Origin of the sequence: Poseidonibacter lekithochrous, from assembly GCF_018861145.1 — a bacterium.
GTDB lineage: Bacteria > Campylobacterota > Campylobacteria > Campylobacterales > Arcobacteraceae > Poseidonibacter > Poseidonibacter lekithochrous_A.
The window spans coordinates 46,836-65,704 of sequence record NZ_JAHKQT010000038.1; the positions used below are offsets into that span (position 1 = coordinate 46,836).

Annotated in this window: 14 protein-coding genes; 11 read left to right on the forward strand and 3 right to left on the reverse strand. The window is 27.9% G+C overall.

Annotated features, from left to right (window positions below; all coding sequences use genetic code 11):
• The first annotated feature begins 7 nt into the window (after positions 1 to 7).
• A complete protein-coding gene (gene purL, locus KO488_RS13025) occupies positions 8 to 2,221 on the forward strand; it encodes a phosphoribosylformylglycinamidine synthase subunit PurL (protein WP_216059247.1) in 2,214 nt (737 codons plus the stop codon).
• A gap of 39 nt (positions 2,222 to 2,260) precedes the next feature.
• On the opposite strand, the gene amt is transcribed toward purL, so the two are convergent.
• Positions 2,261 to 4,084, reverse strand: coding sequence for an ammonium transporter (gene amt, locus KO488_RS13030; protein ID WP_216059248.1), 1,824 nt, complete (start codon positions 4,082 to 4,084; stop codon positions 2,261 to 2,263).
• A 231-nt stretch (positions 4,085 to 4,315) separates the two neighbouring features.
• On the opposite strand from amt, the gene purH reads away from it, so the two are divergent.
• The 8 genes from purH to KO488_RS13070 all read left to right on the forward strand — a co-directional run bounded on the left by purH (position 4,316) and on the right by KO488_RS13070 (position 13,001).
• Complete coding sequence (gene purH / locus KO488_RS13035) at positions 4,316 to 5,848, forward strand: bifunctional phosphoribosylaminoimidazolecarboxamide formyltransferase/IMP cyclohydrolase (RefSeq protein WP_216059249.1); 1,533 nt, start codon at positions 4,316 to 4,318, stop codon at positions 5,846 to 5,848.
• 150 nt (positions 5,849 to 5,998) lie between these two features.
• Positions 5,999 to 8,605 (forward strand): ABC transporter substrate-binding protein, encoded by a 2,607-nt coding sequence (locus KO488_RS13040; protein WP_228319179.1) that lies wholly within the window; start codon positions 5,999 to 6,001, stop codon positions 8,603 to 8,605.
• Positions 8,606 to 8,643: 38 nt separating this feature from the next.
• Positions 8,644 to 9,912 (forward strand): adenosylmethionine--8-amino-7-oxononanoate transaminase, encoded by a 1,269-nt coding sequence (bioA, locus tag KO488_RS13045; protein ID WP_216059251.1) that lies wholly within the window; start codon positions 8,644 to 8,646, stop codon positions 9,910 to 9,912.
• Positions 9,912 to 10,568, forward strand: a complete 657-nt coding sequence (locus tag KO488_RS13050) for an NUDIX hydrolase (RefSeq protein WP_216059252.1) — start codon at positions 9,912 to 9,914, stop codon at positions 10,566 to 10,568. Before bioA ends, KO488_RS13050 begins: the two co-directional genes overlap by 1 nt.
• 76 nt (positions 10,569 to 10,644) lie before the next feature.
• Positions 10,645 to 11,076 carry a DoxX family protein gene (locus KO488_RS13055; protein ID WP_216059253.1) on the forward strand — a complete coding sequence of 144 codons (432 nt, stop codon included), beginning with the start codon at positions 10,645 to 10,647 and terminating at the stop codon, positions 11,074 to 11,076.
• 75 nt (positions 11,077 to 11,151) lie between these two features.
• A complete protein-coding gene (locus KO488_RS13060; protein WP_216059254.1) occupies positions 11,152 to 12,009 on the forward strand; it encodes a tetratricopeptide repeat protein in 858 nt (285 codons plus the stop codon).
• The gene (locus KO488_RS13065) at positions 12,010 to 12,624 is read left to right on the forward strand and encodes a fumarylacetoacetate hydrolase family protein (RefSeq protein WP_216059255.1); all 615 of its coding nucleotides are present in this window, start codon (positions 12,010 to 12,012) and stop codon (positions 12,622 to 12,624) included. It begins immediately after the preceding gene.
• Positions 12,625 to 12,635: 11 nt separating this feature from the next.
• Complete coding sequence (locus KO488_RS13070) at positions 12,636 to 13,001, forward strand: methionine-R-sulfoxide reductase (protein WP_216059256.1); 366 nt, start codon at positions 12,636 to 12,638, stop codon at positions 12,999 to 13,001.
• Positions 13,002 to 13,057: 56 nt separating this feature from the next.
• Here the strand turns inward: KO488_RS13070 and KO488_RS13075 are convergent, their stop codons facing one another.
• The gene (locus KO488_RS13075; RefSeq protein WP_216059257.1) at positions 13,058 to 13,396 is read right to left on the reverse strand and encodes a hypothetical protein; all 339 of its coding nucleotides are present in this window, start codon (positions 13,394 to 13,396) and stop codon (positions 13,058 to 13,060) included.
• 140 nt (positions 13,397 to 13,536) lie between these two features.
• Here KO488_RS13075 and KO488_RS13080 point away from each other — a divergent pair, with 140 nt between their 5' ends.
• A complete protein-coding gene (locus KO488_RS13080; RefSeq protein WP_216059258.1) occupies positions 13,537 to 15,549 on the forward strand; it encodes a PAS domain-containing protein in 2,013 nt (670 codons plus the stop codon).
• Here the strand turns inward: KO488_RS13080 and KO488_RS13085 are convergent.
• Positions 15,541 to 16,113 carry a ribonuclease HII gene (locus KO488_RS13085; RefSeq protein ID WP_216059259.1) on the reverse strand — a complete coding sequence of 191 codons (573 nt, stop codon included), beginning with the start codon at positions 16,111 to 16,113 and terminating at the stop codon, positions 15,541 to 15,543. The genes KO488_RS13080 and KO488_RS13085 overlap by 9 nt on opposite strands.
• A 114-nt stretch (positions 16,114 to 16,227) precedes the next feature.
• Here KO488_RS13085 and KO488_RS13090 point away from each other — a divergent pair, with 114 nt between their 5' ends.
• Positions 16,228 to 18,801, forward strand: coding sequence for an ATP-dependent Clp protease ATP-binding subunit (locus KO488_RS13090; protein ID WP_216059260.1), 2,574 nt, complete (start codon positions 16,228 to 16,230; stop codon positions 18,799 to 18,801).
• The last annotated feature ends 68 nt before the right edge of the window (positions 18,802 to 18,869 follow it).

Here is an 18,869-nt window from a genome sequence, read left to right on the forward strand (position 1 = left end):
GCTAAAGATGCAAAAAAAAGACATGAACTTAGAAGAGATGGCATTAGCTCACTCTTTAACACTTGAAGAATTAGATAATATTAAAGAAATTTTAGGAAGAGAACCAAATTATGTTGAAATTGGTATCTTCTCTGCTATGTGGTCTGAACATTGTTCATACAAATCAAGTAAAAAATACTTAAATGGTTTTCCAACTAAAGCTCCTTGGGTAATCCAAGGTCCAGGTGAAAATGCTGGTGTTATCGACATTGGTGATGGATATGCTGCTGTATTTAAAATGGAATCTCACAATCATCCTTCATATATTGAACCTTATCAAGGAGCTGCAACTGGTGTTGGTGGAATCTTAAGAGATGTATTTACTATGGGTGCAAGGCCTATTGCAAATATGAATTCAATTAGATTTGCTGGTATTGAAGGCGATAGTGAAACTGCACAAAAACATAGATTTCTTTTACGTGGTGTAGTTGCTGGTATTGGTGGATATGGTAACTGTATGGGAGTTCCTACTATTGGTGGTGAAACTACATTTGAAGAGTGTTATGCAGGTAATAATCTTGTAAATGCATTTACAATTGGACTTGCAAAAGCTGACGAAATTTTTCTAGGACTTGCTGAAGGTGTTGGAAATCCAGTAATGTACGTAGGTTCAAAAACTGGTCGTGATGGTCTTGGTGGCGCAGTAATGTCATCAGCTTCATTTACAGAAGATAATGAAGCAAAAAGACCAACTGTACAAGTTGGGGACCCATTTACTGAAAAACTATTATTAGAAGCTTGTTTAGAATTATTTAAAGAAGATTTAATTATTGGTATTCAAGATATGGGTGCTGCTGGGCTTACTTCATCTTCATTTGAAATGGCAGGAAGAAGTGAATCTGGAATGATTATGCATTTAGATAAAGTTCCAGCAAGAGAAGAAGGAATGACTCCTTATGATTTCATGCTTTCTGAATCTCAAGAAAGAATGCTTATTTGTGCTAAAAAAGGTAGTGAGCAAGCTATTATTGATATTTTTGAAAAATGGGAATTAGACGTAGCTGTTATTGGTGAAGTTACAAATACAGGAAATATGGAATTATTCTGGCATGGTGAAAAATGTGCAGAAGTTCCAGTTCAACCTGTATCTGAACAAGCTCCTATTTTAGATAGACCAACTTCAAAACCAGCTTATTTAGATGGTTTAGAAGATATTAAATTAGATAAAGAAATTTCAAATCAAGCTGCATTTGATGACTTATTCTCTGATATGGAAGTTGTTGATAAATCTTGGGTTTATAATCAATACGATTCAATGGTTCAAACAAATACTATTAAAGGGCCAGGTTCATTAGATGGTTCATCTATTAGAATTAAAGAGACAGGAAAAGCATTATCTATGTCTGCTGATTGTAATACAAGACTATGTTTCATAAATCCAGAATTAGGAGCTGCAGCTGCTGTTATGGAATCAGGAAGAAATGTTGCAATGAGCGGTGCTAGACCAAAAGCTATTACTGATTGTTTAAATTTTGGTAATCCAGAAAATCCTGAAGTAATGTGGCAATTTGCTCAATCTTGTGAAGGAATTAAAACAGCTTGTAAAGAGTTAGATACTCCTGTAATTGGTGGAAATGTTTCTTTATATAATGAAACAAATGGTGTTGGTGTTTTCCCAACTCCTTCTATTGCAATGGTTGGTATTAATGATGATGCAAATAAAGTCTTACCTTCTTGTGTTCAACAATCAGGAAATGTTTTATATATCTTAGGAGATACTAAAAGCGAATTTGGTGGATCTTTATATATGAAAAAAATGTATTCAGTAGTCGCAGGAGCTCATCCTGAAGTAAATTACTCAAATGAATTAAAACTTTGGGATACAGTAATTGATGCAAATAAAGCTTCACTATTAGAAGCAGCAAAAGATGTTAATGTTGGTGGAATTGCAATTGCATTAGCAAAAATGGCTGTAGTTGGTAAAATCGGAGTAGAAGCAGGTATTTCATTAGATGAATCAAGAGATATTTTCTCTGAGTCTTTAAGTAGAGCAATTGTTGAAGTTAAACCTGAAAATTGTGCTGCTTTTGAAAAATTAGCTGATAGTAAAGATATTCATTGTTCTAAATTAGGTTTAGTTCAAGGAGATAAAATTTCTATCAATGATATTTATAAAGAGTTAGATTCTGCATCTGATGTTTACTTTAATAAATTCAAAAATGTTATTGAACAAGATTTATAATCTTAGAATAATATAAAATATTAAGAAGTTTAAAACTTCTTAATATACAAATACTTTATTTCTCCCATTTTCTTTTGCTTGATACAAAGCATCATCTGCATGTTTAAATACATCTTCAAAGGTTTGATCTTTATTTTTAAAACTACTAACTCCAAAAGAAGCTGTAATTTTCTCTACTACGGGAAACTTTTCTTTCTCAATGTCAACTCTTAGCTTTTCAGCAATAATTTGAACAATTTCCAATTCAGAGCTTTTAACAAGTAAAACAAATTCTTCTCCACCCCACCTTGCGATTACATCAGATTTACGTATATTCTTTGATATTATTTTTGCTAAATGTTTAAGTACTTCATCTCCAACATCATGTCCAAATGAATCATTTACATGTTTGAAATTATCAATGTCAATTATTACAACTGAATATTTGTATTCAAATAATTTTGTTTTGATATATTCTAATAAACCTCTTCTATTAAATATTCCCGTGAGTACATCGGTATAAGCTTTTTGTCGTAAATTTTTATTTGAATTAGAAAGTTTCTCATTTTTAAGTCTTAATTGACCTAGCAAATGATTAAAGAATTTTGCAACTATCCCAACTTCGGTATCTCTTTCTACATAAACATTTTTATCAAAATTACCTGTTTTCATAATACTTGTAATACTTTCAATTGTATCAACCCAAGGAAGTTTTGCATTATGCTCACTTACATTAAGTCCAATAACTTCATGTTTTTTTCTAACTCTTAATAAGTTAAATTTAAATAAGATAAAAAATAAAATTAAACCTAAAGAAAAAGCAAAAATAAATGCGGTTATAACACCTATTAATTGAACACTTATAAATTCATATCTATTTAATCCTTCTGGCAATTTTGCAAATATACCAACAGCAATTGTTCCCCAAACTCCTGCTACTCCATGGATACTAATTACACTTAAAGGATCATCAATTCTCATTTTTTTTGAAATAAATTGATCCGAAAAATACATAAGAATTGAAGATATAAATCCAACAATTGCAGATTGCATTAATGTAAATTCATAACATCCCGCAGTAATTCCTACAAGTCCAGCTAAAATACCAAAACTAAATATTTCTACAGCTACTTTTTCTTTATTAAATAGTGTAAGTAGCCATGCTCCCATACCACCAAATACAGCAGATATTAAAGTATTTAATAAAATTAATGTTGTATCAAAATTAAATTTAAATAAACTTCCTGCATTAAACCCAAACCATGAAAAAAGTAATATAAATACACCAAATACAATAAAGTTATGATTGCTTGGTGCAAAATGTTTTACTTTCCCATCTTTAAACTTTCCTAATCTTGGCCCTAAAACTATTGTTCCTGCTAATCCAATCCATGCACCAATTGAGTGAACAACAGTAGATCCTGCAAAATCAATAAATCCCATTTGTGCAAGCCAACCATTTTCATTCCAAGCCCAATGTCCATATAAAGGATATATTATTGCACTAACAACAATAGAAACAAGAATGTATCCATTAAATTTTATTCTTTCTGCAACTGCACCTGAAACTATTGTAATTGCAGTTGCTGCAAACATAGCTTGGAAAAAAAATAGTGCATTTTGTTCTAAATCTTTTCCATCAATTAGAAAGTTATTTGTACCTATTAATCCCGAAGTATCTACTCCGAACATAATCCCAAAGCCAATAATCCAAAAAAAGATTATTCCAAAAACCGTATCGATTAGATTTTTCATTGCAACATTAATAGTGTTTTTTGTTCGTACTGTCCCTGTTTCAATTAAGGCAAAACCAAATTGCATTAAGAATACAAGAAAGGAACTTATTAAAATCCATAATAAATCAATATTTGATAAGTTGTACATTTATTAACTCCATTGTGTTAATTTTAATTATTTTATCAAGTTACAATAATAAAAATATCTTTAAAATAGTTATTTAATAGACAATTTTTTATCTTTATATTATTATTTATTAATTTTAATGATAAAAATAGAAACTTTGTTTATACGGCAAAAGCTAGTACTAACTAATTGTTTTATATAATCGCAAGGACAAAGACAAATAATTTTAATATATCAAAGGGATAAGTGTATATGAGAGCATTAATTAGTGTAAGTGATAAAAGTGGTGTTGAAAACTTTGCAAAAGAGTTAGTTGGTTTAGGATATGAGATCATTTCTACTGGTGGTACATACAATAAATTAAAAGATGCGGGTATTGCAGTTATCGAAGCAAATGAAGTTACAAAATTTCCTGAGTGTTTTGAAGGTAGAGTTAAAACTTTAAACCCATATATCCATGGTGGAATTCTACATAGACGTGATAAACAATCTCATCTTGATCAAGCAAAAGAACTTGGTGTTGAAGGTATTGATTTAGTTTGTGTAAATTTATATCCATTTAAAGAAACTATTGAAAAAACAGATGATTTTGAAGAAATTATTGAAAATATAGATATTGGCGGTCCTGCAATGGTAAGATCAGCTGCAAAGAATCATGATTCTGTAATTATTGTTACAGATGTAGTTGATTATGATGTTGTTTTAAACAATCTTAAAAATGACACTAACACAGCTGAATTTAGAAGAGATATGATGATTAAAGCTTATGAGCATACTGCAGCTTATGATTCAATGATTGCTAATTATATGAATAAAAGATTTAACAACGGTATGGGACAAAAACAATTTATTGTTGGTGAAAAAGTATTTGATACTAGATATGGTGAAAATCCACATCAAAAAGGTGCATTATATGAGTTTGATAAGCACTTATCAAATAAATTCATCACATTAAAAGGTGAAGCATCATTTAACAATATGGGTGATATTAGTGGAGCTGCTAAAATTGCATCTGCATTTGGTGATGATAATGCTGTTTGTATTGTAAAGCATGGTAATCCATGTGGTTTTGCAATTAAAGATAGTTTATTTGAATCTTATGAGCAAGCTTTAAGATGTGATCCTATTTCTGCTTTTGGTGGAGTTGTTGCTGTTAATGGTATAGTTGATTTAGAACTAGCAGTTAAAATGAATGAAATTTTCTTAGAAGTTGTATTTGCCGCTGATTTTACTCCTGAAGCTGAGGAAGAATTAAATAAGAAAAAAAGAATTAAATTATTCAAGCAAGGTACTAAAAAACTTGAAATGTCAAATGATGCATTTAATTTTAAGATTCTTGATGGTGGATTTGTTTATCAAGATGCTGACAAAGTTGAAGAAGATGAAGTTACAAATTCTGAACTTAAATCAAAAAGAGAAGCTACAACTCAAGAAGTAAAAGATATGGAAATTGCATATAAAGTGGCTTCTTTAACAAAATCAAATTGTGTTGTTTATGTAAAAGACTCAGCAATGGTAGCTGTTGGTATGGGTATGACTTCAAGAGTTGATGCAGCAAAAGCAGCTTTAAGAAAAGCAGAAGATTTAGGAATTGATGTATCTGGTTCTGTTTTAGCTTCAGAAGCATTCTTCCCATTTAGAGATAGCATTGACGCTGCACAAGAAGCTGGTGTTAAATGTGTAATTGAACCAGGTGGAAGTATAAGAGATGATGAAATTATTGAAGCTGCAAATGAATTTGGTATGGCTTTATATTTCTCAGGTAAAAGACACTTCTTACACTAAGACTTTATTATATTAAAGATAATTTATATATATTTTATAAATTATCTTTTCTTCTTTATTTTTTACTTTCCTTTCTTATTTTAATTTAATATAATCAAATAAATGCTAAAGTCTTATATTAAACATAATTATTATTTTAAAAGGACAGTTTTGCTTTCTAAACATTTTAAATCATTATTCTTTATATTAATATTTTTATGTACCTCTTTATTTTCAAAAGAGTTAAAACCTGTAACTATTCAATTGTCTTGGTTTGATCAGTTTCAATTTGCTGGTTATTATATGGCAAAAGAAAAAGGTTTTTATGAAGAAATGGGATTAGATGTAACAATAAAACCTTTTGCATTTGGAATAAATATTCCAAAAGAAGTAAGTCTTGGAATTTCTGACTTTGCAGTTGGTAGAGAAACACTTCTTTTAGAAAGAAAAAAAGATCAAAAGATTGTTGCTTTATATGCACTATTTCAAGCGACACCTTTAATCTTATTAACAACAAAAGAATCTAATATTAATAGCATTGAAGATTTCAGAGGCAAAACTATTATGACTACAATAGATGATGCAAGTGAAGTTTCTTTAAAATCAATGATAAATTCTCATAATATTAAAACAGAAGAAATAAATTTTATTAAACATACACATAATATTAATGATTTAATTAATAAAAATACTGATGTGATTTCTGCATATTTGTCAAAAGCGCCTTTCTACCTTCAAAAGAAAGGTATTGAATATAATATATTTGATCCAAAAAAATTTGGTTTTGATATGTATAGTGATTTTTTATTTACTAGTGAGAAATTACTTAATAGTGACATTAATACAGTTGACAAATTTAAAAAAGCTTCTTTGCAAGGTTGGGAATATGCATACTCGAATATTGAAGAAGCAAGTGATTTGATTTTTAAGAAATATAATAGCCTAAAATTAACAAAAGAAGAATTACAATATGAAGGTCAAGAATTAAAAAAATTATCATATTTTAAAACTAGTAAAATAGGTGAAATAAAAAAAGAAAAAATGCAAAGAATTTATGATCTGTATAATGTAATGGGCTTAGCTAGCCAAAGAATAAATATAGATGAATTTATTTATTTTGATAAAAAAATAGAAAATTTAAAGTTTACAGAAAAAGAAAAAGAGTATTTAGAAAATAAAAAAGAAATAAAAGTTTGTGTTATTCGTGATTTTATGCCTTATAGTGATATCCAAGATGGTAAATTTATTGGCGCGATTTCAGATTTTATGAGTTTAGTTGAAGAAAAACTAGCTTTAGCAGTTTTCCCAGTTGAAACAAACTCTTTATCTCAAAGTTTAGAATATTTAGAAGATAATAAATGTAATCTTATCCCATCTTTAGCATACAGTAAAGAAAGAGCAAAGCATCTAAATTTTACGCAAGCTTATAATGAAATACATTATGTAATTGTTACTGAGAATTTTGTTCCTTTTATTTCAGATATAAGAGAAATAAAAAATAAAAAAGTTGCAGTTTCTAAAGATCATGAAATTCTAAATATACTAAAAAATAAATATAGAGATATTGATTTTATTGAAGTAGAAAACTTAGATGATGGGCTTTTAAAAGTAAAAAATAAAGAAGTATTTGCATATATTGGAATAAATGCAAGTGTTTGGATTAAACTACAATCACATTATATTGATAAACTAAAAATATCTGGAAAAATTGATGAAGTAATTGAAGTTCGAATGGGAATAGAAAAAGAAGATAAAAGTTTACTAAAGATTTTAAATAAACTTGTAATAAATATTGATGATGAACTAAAACAAAATATTACAAATAAATGGTTATTTATTCAATATAAAAAAGCTTTTGACTATAAAACGTTATGGCAAGTATTAATATTTATAGGGATTATTTTATTTGCAATTCTATATCGACAAAAATTTTTAGAGAAAATGAATAGATCATTGACTCTAAAAGTTGAAGAAAAAACAAAAGAATTAAAAGTTATTAATGAAGAATTAGAACAAAGAATTTATAAAGCAGTTGAGGAAAACTTAAAAAAAGATAGGATTATGTCACAGCAATCAAAAATGGCTGCAATTGGTGAAATGATGGAAAATATTGCACATCAGTGGAGACAACCATTATCTTTAATTACTACAGGTTCAAGTGGTTTGAAAATAAAAAAAGAACTAGGTGTTTTAGAAGATAAATTTTTAATTGATACATTAGATTCCATAATCAATTCTGCAACAAACTTATCAACTACAATTGATGATTTTAGAGATTTCTTTAAACCTACAAGAGAAAAGAGTAAATTTTCTTTAGTTGAATGTTGTAATAAAACTTTGGATTTATTAAATTCTAAACTTAAAACTAAAAATATTAGAATAATTAAAAACATTGAAAGTATTCAACTTGTAGCATACGAGAGTGAATTAATTCAAGTTATAATGAGCATTTTAAATAATTCAAGAGATGCATTTTCTACCCTTGGAGATCAAGAAAAATTTATTTTTATAGATGTGACAAATGATGATGAGAATGTTATTATAAGAATAAAAGATAATGCAGGTGGAGCAAAGGACGAAATCTTAGATAAAATTTATGAACCATATTTTACTACTAAACACAAAGCACAGGGAACAGGAATTGGTCTTTATATGTGTGAAGAGATGATTACAAAGCATATGAATGGTAAAATTGAATCAACAAACAAAATATATATTTATGAAGATATAGAGTATAAAGGTTTAGAAACTATAATTACTTTATATCCAGAAATGTAAACATTTTGTAAAGCGAATTTAAATACATAGGAATATTATTGAATTGGATTGAATTAGATAAACAACACGTATGGCATCCATATAATTCTTTACCTTCACGAAGTGATTTGTTAAGCGTAAAAAGTACAAATAAAACATCAATTTTTTTAGAAGATGGAAGAGAATTAATTGATGGTATGAGTTCATGGTGGAGTTGTATTCATGGATATAATCATCCAAAATTAACGCAAGCATTAAAAGATCAAGCTGATATTATGCCTCATATTATGTTTGGTGGTATTGCACATGAAAAAGCTTCTATATTAGCTTCAAAACTCGCTAAACTTACAGGTTTAAATAGCGTATTTTTATGTGATTCAGGTTCGGTATCTGTTGAAGTAGCATTAAAAACTACAATTCAATATCAAGAAGCAAAAGGTTTAAAAAAATATAAGTTTATTGCTTTAGAACACGCTTATCATGGAGATACTCTTGCAGCTATGAGTGTATGTGATCCGAATAATTCAATGCACAGTATATATGGTTCTTATTTACCTAAACATATCTTTACAAAAGCTCCTTCTTTAGGATTTAAAAGTGATTGTTCTGCTTCTATCAAAGCTTTAGAAGAAACATTTTTAAAGCATCATTCGGAAGTTGCTGGATTTATATTAGAGCCTATTGTTCAAGGTGCAGGAGGAATGAGGATTTATAATCCAGAGTTTTTAAGAAAAGCTAGAGAGCTTTGTACCAAATATGATGTTTTATTAATTGCTGATGAAATTGCAACAGGCTTTGGACATACTGGAAAAATGTTTGCATGCCAATGGGCAGATATAAAACCTGATATTATGACACTTGGAAAAGGTTTAACAGGTGGTTATATGACAATGGCTGCTATGATTACTTCTAAAGAAGTCTCAGATACGATATCAAATTCAAATCTTGGGATTTTAATGCACGGACCAACTTTTATGGGAAATGCACTTAGTTGTAGTGTTGCAATTGAGAGTTTAAATTTACTTGATGATGGTAAGTGGCAAGAAAATGTTTTAAATATTGAAATGATATTTAAAGAAGAATTAGTTAATGCAAAAGATTTAAAAATAGTAAAAGATGTAAGAAATATTGGTGCAATAGGTGTTATTGAATTAAAAGAGGAGTCATATGCTCAAGAAATTCAAGATTATTGCGTAAATCATGGAGTTTGGATAAGACCTTTTGGTAAACTTATTTATTCAATTGTTGCATATAATATAGAAGAAAAAGATTTAAGAAAAGTAATAAAAACTATGATAGATGCAATTAAATCAGTAAAGACAAAATAATGAAAAAACAAAATTTAAAAAAATTATCAAAAAATTTACCCCAGAATCCAGGTGTATTAGGAAGAGAAAGACTTTTTAATTCTGCAGTACTAATTCCTCTTATTAAGATTAATGGTGAATATTTCTTACTTTTTCAAAAAAGAGCAGCTCATATAAGACAAGGTGGTGATATTTGTTTCCCTGGGGGTGGTTTTGAAGAAGGAATCGATAAGGATTTTAGAGATACTGCTTTAAGAGAGACATATGAAGAGTTAGGAATAGAAGAAAAAGATATAAAGATTATTGGACAACTTGATACTTATGTTGCACCAATTGGAGCTATTATTGAGCCTTTTGTAGCTAAAATAAAAAAAAGTGTTTTAAAAACGATGGTAATTGATAAAAATGAAGTTGAAAAAACTCTTTTAATTCCAGTATCGTTTTTTAAGAATACAAAAGCAGAAGAATATACACTAGCCCATGAGATTCAACCTTATAAGATAAATGAAAAAGGTGAAAAAGAGATTTTATTCCCTGTTGAAGAATTGGATTTACCTGATATGTATAAAAAACCTTGGGGAAATAAAAGACATAAAATTTGGGTTTATAAATATGAAAATGAGATTATATGGGGAATTACATCTGTTATAATTAATGATTTACTAGAAAAATATTAGTAAATCCTTTATAACTACACGTAAACTAAATACTGATAGTATATTATACTAATAACAAAAATATAAAGGACATATTATGATTAATAAAATCAATAATCTTTCAGAAAGAATTCTTCAAAACTTCCAAAGTCTTTTCTTACTCCTTGCAAGACTTACAATTGCTTATGGTTTTTTAGATCCTGCAATAAATAAATGGAATAGTATTTCTGATACAGCTGCATGGTTTGAAAGTTTAGGAATACCTTTCCCTCTATTAAATGTATATATTTCAGCCTCAGTTGAATCATTAGGGGTTGTTTTATTAGCACTTGGATTATTAACAAGAGCTATTAGTTTACCTTTAATTGGTACAATGATTGTTGCAATTTTAACAGTTCATATTGGAAATGGTTTTAGTTCAGGAGATAATGGTTTTGAAATACCACTTTATTTCTTATTATTTTTAGGAATATTTGCTTCATTTGGAGCAGGTAAGTTTTCTTTAGATAATTATTTTTCTAAAAAGTAAACTTTTACTAGAGTTTAACTCTTATTAATTATAAGTATTTTGATAAAATACTTAAAATTAAAAAAAGGGTTAGACTTGAAACTTTTAAACTCATTATTACTTACTACATTTATTTTTACAGGTTGTTCTCAAAATAATTTAAATACTAATAACAATTCAACATTAAATATAAATAAAATTACTGAATGCAAAGTATTAGAAAATGAAAAAGACAGAATTATTTGTCACTTAGAGAAAGCTAAAAATGGTAATGTAAAATCACAAACTTGGCTTGGATATTATTATAATGTTGGTAAAGTCGTTCCAAAAGATAAAGTAAAAGCAAACTTCTGGTTTACTAAAGCCGCAATGCAAAATGATCTTTATTCCCAAAGAGAATTAGCAATTAATTATATAGAAAAAAAAGATTATAAAAATGCCTTAATTTGGCTTGAAAAAGCATCAAATCAAAATGACAAAGTTGCACTAAGAGAATTAGCTTATCTTTATGATTTGGGACATGGCGTAGAAATAGATAAGAATAAAGCTTTTGGATTATTTAAAAAAGCAGCTTTACAAGGTGATATGATTGCACAAAATGAAGTTGGTTTTTATTATGAAATGGGCTGGGTTGTAAAAAAAGATTATAAAACAGCAATTCAATGGTATGTTCAAACTGCAAAAAAAGAGAATCTTTTTGGATTACATAAAATGGGAGCCTTTTACGCAAAAGGATATGGTGTTCCTCAAAATTATAAAGAATCGTACAAATGGTTTAGAAAAGCCGCTGTAAATGGAAATAAAGATTCAATGCAATGGCTTGGACTTTTTTATGAGCAAGGTAATGGTGTAGATAGAAACTATGCAAAAGCTAAAGTATTATATGAAAAATCAGGAAGTGATTTCTCAAAAAATAGACTTAAAATTATGAGAGACAAGAGGTTAATAAAATAAATGAATAAAATATTATTAGAAAATAATGAGATATATCCATCAAAGGTTTTTTGTATTGGGAGAAACTATACAGAACATATTGCCGAGTTAAATAATGAGACTCCAGATGAAATGGTTTTTTTTATTAAGCCAAACTCATCAATTTCAGATTCATTAATTTTCCCAAAAGGAAATAGTTCTTGTCATTATGAAGCAGAAATCTCTTTTTTAATTAATGACAATAAAATTACTGCAGTTGGATTTGGTCTTGATTTAACATTGAGAGAAGTTCAATCAAAATTAAAAGGAAAAGGTTTACCTTGGGAAAGAGCTAAGTCCTTTGATAACGCAGCTGTTTTTACTGAATTTAAATCTTTTGATGGCGATATAAATGAGCTTTCTATACAGCTGTTTATAAATGATGAGTTAAAACAAGATGGAAATGTTACTATGATGATAAACAAACCATATGAAATTATAAAAGAAGCAAATACTTTTCTAAGCTTTGAAGATGGTGATATTTTAATGTCAGGAACTCCAAAAGGTGTTGGAGAGTTCAAAGTAGGGGATAAGTTTTTAGGAAAAATTTTATATAAAAATGAAATTATAATTGAAAAAGAACTTATTGTTTCTTAAAAAGGATGAAAATGAAATTTAATGAATTATCAGATAAAGAAAAAAGAGTAATAGAGAATAAAGGTACAGAAATGCCATTTTCTGGAAAATATAATGATTTTTATGAAGAAGGAACATTTGTATGTAAAAAATGTAATGCACCTTTATATAAATCAGATAGTAAGTTTTCATCAGGTTGTGGTTGGCCAAGCTTTGATGATAATTTAAATAATGCGGTAAAAAGAATACCTGATGCAGACGGAAGAAGAGTAGAAATTGTATGTTCAAATTGTGGAGGTCATTTAGGACATGTGTTTGAAGGTGAAGGTTTTACTTCTAAAAATACTAGACATTGCGTAAATTCTGTTTCAATATCTTTTGAAAAATCAGAGTTATGAGGAGCATGATTACTATGAAAGACTTAAAAATGTCTTTCATAGTTATAAAAAATATTTTAAACAGCCCCTAATATATAATAAATAGGTTTTTTATCTAATTGTTGAAGTTTTACATTGTATTTATCTGCCCAGTGTGAAACTTCATTATGAAATTCTTTTAATATTGCATCTGCATCATTTTCATCACATTTAATTTTTAAGTAATCTGTTTTATTTGATAATCCTACATACGCATTCATTTTTTTTAAATGATCATTTAATGAAAAAATGTGTTTTGAAAATTTATCAAAATTATCAGTAGATGAAATCATTTTTTCGGCTTGTTGTAATGAAGAATCGCTTTTTGAATAACCAAGTTGAGATAATATTACTTCAGGTGATACATTAATTTGCATTTATTTTCCTTTTTTTTTAATTCATCATATTATCAAATCTTTTTTAAATAATAGTTGAATTTTTAGATTAAAATGTATAGACTTTTTTTATGTTTACAGATAAAATAAGATTAATATTAAATAGATAATTATGGAGATTAATGAACAAGATTTTATTTTTACTAATTTTTTTTACGCAGAGCTTTTTATTTTCAAAACAAATTGATTTAACAGAAGTAGAAAAAAAGTATTTAGAGAATAAAAAATCATTAAATCTATGTATTGACCCTTCTTGGATGCCTTATGAAAAAATTGAAAATGGCAAGCATATAGGAATGACAGCTGACTATATAAAACTTTTAGAAAAAAACATTCAAACAGAAATAAAATTAGTAAAAACAAATACTTGGAGTCAATCTTTAGAATATGGAAAACAAAGAAAATGTGATATTTTTTCTTTAATAATGAAAATACCTTCACGAGAAGTTTACTTAGATTTTACAAAACCCTATTTTGATATTCCTTTAGTTGTAAGTACACAAATAGATGAATTATTTATAAGGGATATTACATCTTTAAATAATAAAAATATAGGTATTGTAAAAGATTATGCTTATGCAGAAATTATTAAAGAAAAATATCCCAAAATAAATCTAATATATGTAGATAATATGGAAGTAGGGCTTGAAAAACTAGTAAAAGGTGAATATTTTGGATTTATAGGTACTTTATATACATTAGGATACCAAATACAAAAAGAATTTTTAGGAAAACTAAAAATTGCAGGAAAATTTGATGAAAAGTGGGAGTTAGGAATTGCAAGTAGAAATGATGAACCTTTATTAAAATCTATATTCGAAAAAGCTATATTGTCAATTCCGAAAGAAGAAAAACAAGAAATTTTAAATAAATGGCTTTCTATTAAGTTTGAAAAGAATTATTTTACTTCAATGCTGGGTATTCTCTTTTTCTCAATCTTAATTATATCTATAATACTTTTAATAAATAAAAAACTAAGTAGCGAAATAAAAAAAAGAAAAGAAGCTGAAAAACTTTTAAAACTTACAATTACAAGTGCTAATTTAGGAGTATGGAGTTGGCATTCTAATACAAATAAAAATGAGATTAATGATATTTGGGCTTTGATTTTGGGCTATTCAAAAGAAGAGATAGAAGAAGGCTTAGATTTCTTTAGTTTTGTTCATAAAGAAGATATTATAAAATTAGATAAAGCCTTGGAAAAGCATGATAAAGATGAAAAGAACCAATATCAATGTGAATTTAGAATGCGCTGTAAAGATGGCAGTTATAAGTGGATATATAGTAATGGAAAAATCGTATCTCGGGATGAGAATGGAAAGCCTTCTTTAATAGTAGGAATTCATCAAGATATAAATGATCGTAAAATATTAGAATTAGAAGTATTTAAACAAAAAGATTTATTTATTCAACAATCTAGACAAGCTGCAATGGGTGAAATGTTAGAGAATATTGCACATCAATGGCGTCAACCATTATCGGTTATTACTACAGTAGCAAGTGGTTTAAAAATTACAAAAGAGCTAAATACCCTTACGAATGAAGATATAGATTATTCTATGGATAGGATTATAAGAAGTGGAATGTATTTATCTCAAACTATAGATGATTTTAGAGGTTTTTTAAATAAAGATAAAATTAAGACAAATGTTAATATCAAAAAAGTTATTGAGAACTCAACATATTTTTATAAAACTCAATTTGATAATGAAGAAATAGATTTAGTGTTAAATATTGATGATTGTATTATTAATAGTTATGAAAATGAATTACTTCAATGTATACTAAATATTATTAGTAATAGTGTAGATGCTTTAAGTACTTTTGATAATAAAAAGAAATGTATCATAATAGATATTTATAAGGAAGGTAAATCTTGTATTATTTCTATTAAAGATAATGCAAGAGGTATTAAAGAAGAAAATTTATTAAAAATATTTGAGCCTTATTTTACAACAAAACATAAATCACAAGGAACAGGAATAGGCTTATATATGAGTCATGAAATTATCACTAAACATTTACATGGTAAAATTGAAGTTGAAAATGTAAGTTTTAAATACCTAAATGAAGAATCACGGGGTGCTTGCTTTAAGATTATATTACCTAAAGATGTTGAAGATATACTAGAATAAACTTTTTTGTATACCTTGAATATCTTCATCTAAAGCTTTTAATCTGAAAGTATATCTATGCTCATCACATCTTCCATGCTCTTTTATAAGTTCAACATGAGCTTTTGTTCCATAACCTTTATGTTTATGGAAATTATATAAAGGATAATTCTCTGATATTTCACACATATATCTATCTCTACTTACTTTTGCCAGTATAGAAGCGGCACTTACTTCAGCAACTGTTGCATCTGCTTTTATCTTATGTTGTAATGTTTGTATTCCAAAAGAAGTGTTTCCGTCCATTAAAAATTCATTGGCATTTTTTTTAAGATTAAACATAATTTCTGTAATGGAGTTTTTTAAACATGCACTTAAACCTTTTTCATCTATAGTTTTAGCATCTGTAAATACAATATGATAAAAAGAATTTTCAATAATTAAAGGAAATAGAGCTTCTCTTTTTTTTTCACTTAAAATTTTTGAGTCATTTAACCCTTTTATTTCCTTGTTAATTACTACACCAGCTACAACTAAAGGACCCGCTATTGGACCTCTTCCTGCTTCATCAATTCCACATAACATATAATGCCTTTTACTTTTTTTTATTATAACATTTGAATTTATATAAAAAACACTTGACAAACATACACTCAAGGTGCTATAATTTTATTAGCAGTTAAACATAAGGAGTGCTAAATGAATAAAATTTTTGAAAAACTAACAAACCAATTATCTGAGACAATTGATTCAGGTGTTGCATTATCATTACATAATAAGAATCAAGAAGTAGAAGTTATACATCTTTTATGGGCTTTATTAACAAATACAAATTCGGTTTTAAACCAATTATTAAATAAAATGAATATAGACAAAGCCGCTATAGTTTTAGAAGCAAAATCATATGCGCAAAAGTTACCTGTGGTTTCATCTGTAACTAAAGAAAATATTAAAATATCAAGAAATCTAGCTCAAAGTTTAGAAAAAGCACAAGGACAAGCAGCAAAACTTGGTGATAAGTTTATAGCAATTGATTCATGGCTTATTGCGAACTTTGATACACCAGAGTTAAAAGAAGTTTTAGGAAAGTATATAGATTTAAGAGAAGCAGCAAAAGAACTTGAAGCTATGAGAGCAGGAAGTACTATTGATTCTGCTAGTGCTGATGAAAACTTAGAAGCTTTAGGGAAATATGGAATTGATTTAAATAAAATGGCTATTGATGGAGAATTAGATCCAGTAATAGGACGTGATGAACAAATCAATAGAATGATGCAAATTCTAATAAGAAAGACAAAAAATAATCCAATTTTATTAGGAGAACCAGGTACTGGTAAAACAGCAATTGCTGAAGGACTTGCTCAAAGAATTGTAAATAAAGAAGTACCAACTTCATTAATGAATAAAAAAGTAATTACACTTGATATGAGTGCATTAATAGCAGGTGCAAAATATAGAGGTGAATTTGAAGATAGATTGAAATCTGTAATAGATGAAGTAAAAAAAGATGGAAATATAATTTTATTTATTGATGAAATTCATACAATAATAGGTGCAGGGGCTTCTGAAGGTTCTATGGATGCAGCAAATATTTTAAAACCAAGTCTAGCACGTGGTGAGTTACACACTATTGGTGCAACAACACTTAAAGAGTATAGAAAGTATTTTGAAAAAGATACAGCAATGCAAAGAAGATTTCAGCCTGTTAATGTAGATGAACCGAGTGTAAATGAAGCTCTTCAAATATTAAGAGGTATAAAAGAAAAATTAGAAACACACCATAATGTAACTATTAATGATTCCGCACTAATAGCAGCAGCAAAATTATCGGACAGATATATATCAGATAGATTCTTACCTGATAAAGCTATTGACTTAATAGATGAAGCAGCAGCAGAACTTAAGATGCAAATAGAATCAGAACCAACTGTTCTTTCAACATTAAAAAGACAGATCCAAACTATTAATGTTGAAAAAGAAGCTCTTAAGATGGAAAAATCTAAAAAAAATAATCAAAGATTAGAAGAGATAGAAAAAGAGCTTGCGAATTTAAGTGAAGAGAAACAAAACTTAGAAACTAGATTCCAAAATGAAAAAGAGACTTTTAACGCAGCAAGTACTTTAAAAGCAAAAATTGAAGAGCTTAAAACAAAAGCAGAACGAGCTAAAAGAGAATCAAAATTTGAAGAAGCAGCTTCTATTGAATATGGTGAAATACCAAGCTTAGAAGAAAAGATTAAAGAAAATGAAGCTAAGTGGAATAGAATGCAAGAGCAGGGTACACTTTTGAGAAACTCTGTAGATGAAGATGCAATTGCAAATATTGTTTCTAGATGGACAGGAATTCCAGTAAATAAAATGATGGATTCAGAAAAAGAAAAAATACTAAAAGTTGAATCTGTATTAAAAGAAGATGTAGTGGGACAAGATGAAGCACTTAAAGCAATTTCTAGAGCAATTAAAAGAAATAAAGCAGGATTAAGTGAAGACTCTAAACCTATTGGTTCGTTTATGTTCCTAGGACCAACAGGTGTTGGTAAAACAGAAGCTGCAAAAACACTTGCAAAATTCTTATTTGATGATCCAAAATCACTAATAAGATTTGATATGAGTGAATATATGGAAAAACATGCAGTAAGTAGATTAATTGGTGCAGCTCCTGGATATGTAGGATATGATGAGGGTGGACAGTTAACTGAAGCAGTTAGAAGAAAACCTTATTCAGTAATTCTTTTTGATGAGATTGAAAAAGCGCATCCTGATGTGTTTAATATTCTTTTACAAGTTTTAGATGATGGAAGATTAACAGACAATAAAGGTGTTACAATTGATTTTAAAAATACTATTATTATTTTAACATCAAATATAGGTAGTGCTAAGATTATAGAAATCAGTGATAAAAATGAAAGAAGAACAGAAGTTTTAAATGATTTAAAAGCTTATTTTAAACCAGAATTTTTAAATAGACTTGATGATATAGTGATTTTTGAACAACTAAATCTTGAAGCAATTACTAAAATCGTTGATATTATGTTTAATAGTATTAAAGTAAAATTAGAAGAAAAAGATATAAGTATCTCTTTAACACAAAATGCAAAAGATTATATAGCTCGCGCAGGGTTTGATCCAGTATATGGTGCAAGACCTTTAAAAAGAGCAATTTATGAAATAGTTGAAGATAGACTTGCTGACCTAATTTTAGAAGATAAAGTTTCAGAAGGTTCTAAAATAGAGTTTGATGTAGTGAATGATGAGGTAGTTGTAAAATTATAAAATAAATAAACAAAAGCTTAAAACTAAAGAATATTTAAGCTTTGTTTAACTATAATCCCCAACTTAAT

Excerpts from the sequence above, each read along its gene's own strand:
- purL (WP_216059247.1), top strand. The coding sequence starts at position 8 with ATGCAAAAAAAAGACATGAACTTAGAAGAGATGGCATTAGCTCACTCT.
- amt (WP_216059248.1), bottom strand. The coding sequence starts at position 4,084 with ATGTACAACTTATCAAATATTGATTTATTATGGATTTTAATAAGTTCC.
- purH (WP_216059249.1), top strand. The coding sequence starts at position 4,316 with ATGAGAGCATTAATTAGTGTAAGTGATAAAAGTGGTGTTGAAAACTTT.
- KO488_RS13050 (WP_216059252.1), top strand. The coding sequence starts at position 9,912 with ATGAAAAAACAAAATTTAAAAAAATTATCAAAAAATTTACCCCAGAAT.
- KO488_RS13055 (WP_216059253.1), top strand. The coding sequence starts at position 10,645 with ATGATTAATAAAATCAATAATCTTTCAGAAAGAATTCTTCAAAACTTC.
- KO488_RS13065 (WP_216059255.1), top strand. The coding sequence starts at position 12,010 with ATGAATAAAATATTATTAGAAAATAATGAGATATATCCATCAAAGGTT.
- KO488_RS13070 (WP_216059256.1), top strand. The coding sequence starts at position 12,636 with ATGAAATTTAATGAATTATCAGATAAAGAAAAAAGAGTAATAGAGAAT.
- KO488_RS13075 (WP_216059257.1), bottom strand. The coding sequence starts at position 13,396 with ATGCAAATTAATGTATCACCTGAAGTAATATTATCTCAACTTGGTTAT.
- KO488_RS13080 (WP_216059258.1), top strand. The coding sequence starts at position 13,537 with ATGAACAAGATTTTATTTTTACTAATTTTTTTTACGCAGAGCTTTTTA.
- KO488_RS13085 (WP_216059259.1), bottom strand. The coding sequence starts at position 16,113 with ATGTTATGTGGAATTGATGAAGCAGGAAGAGGTCCAATAGCGGGTCCT.
- KO488_RS13090 (WP_216059260.1), top strand. The coding sequence starts at position 16,228 with ATGAATAAAATTTTTGAAAAACTAACAAACCAATTATCTGAGACAATT.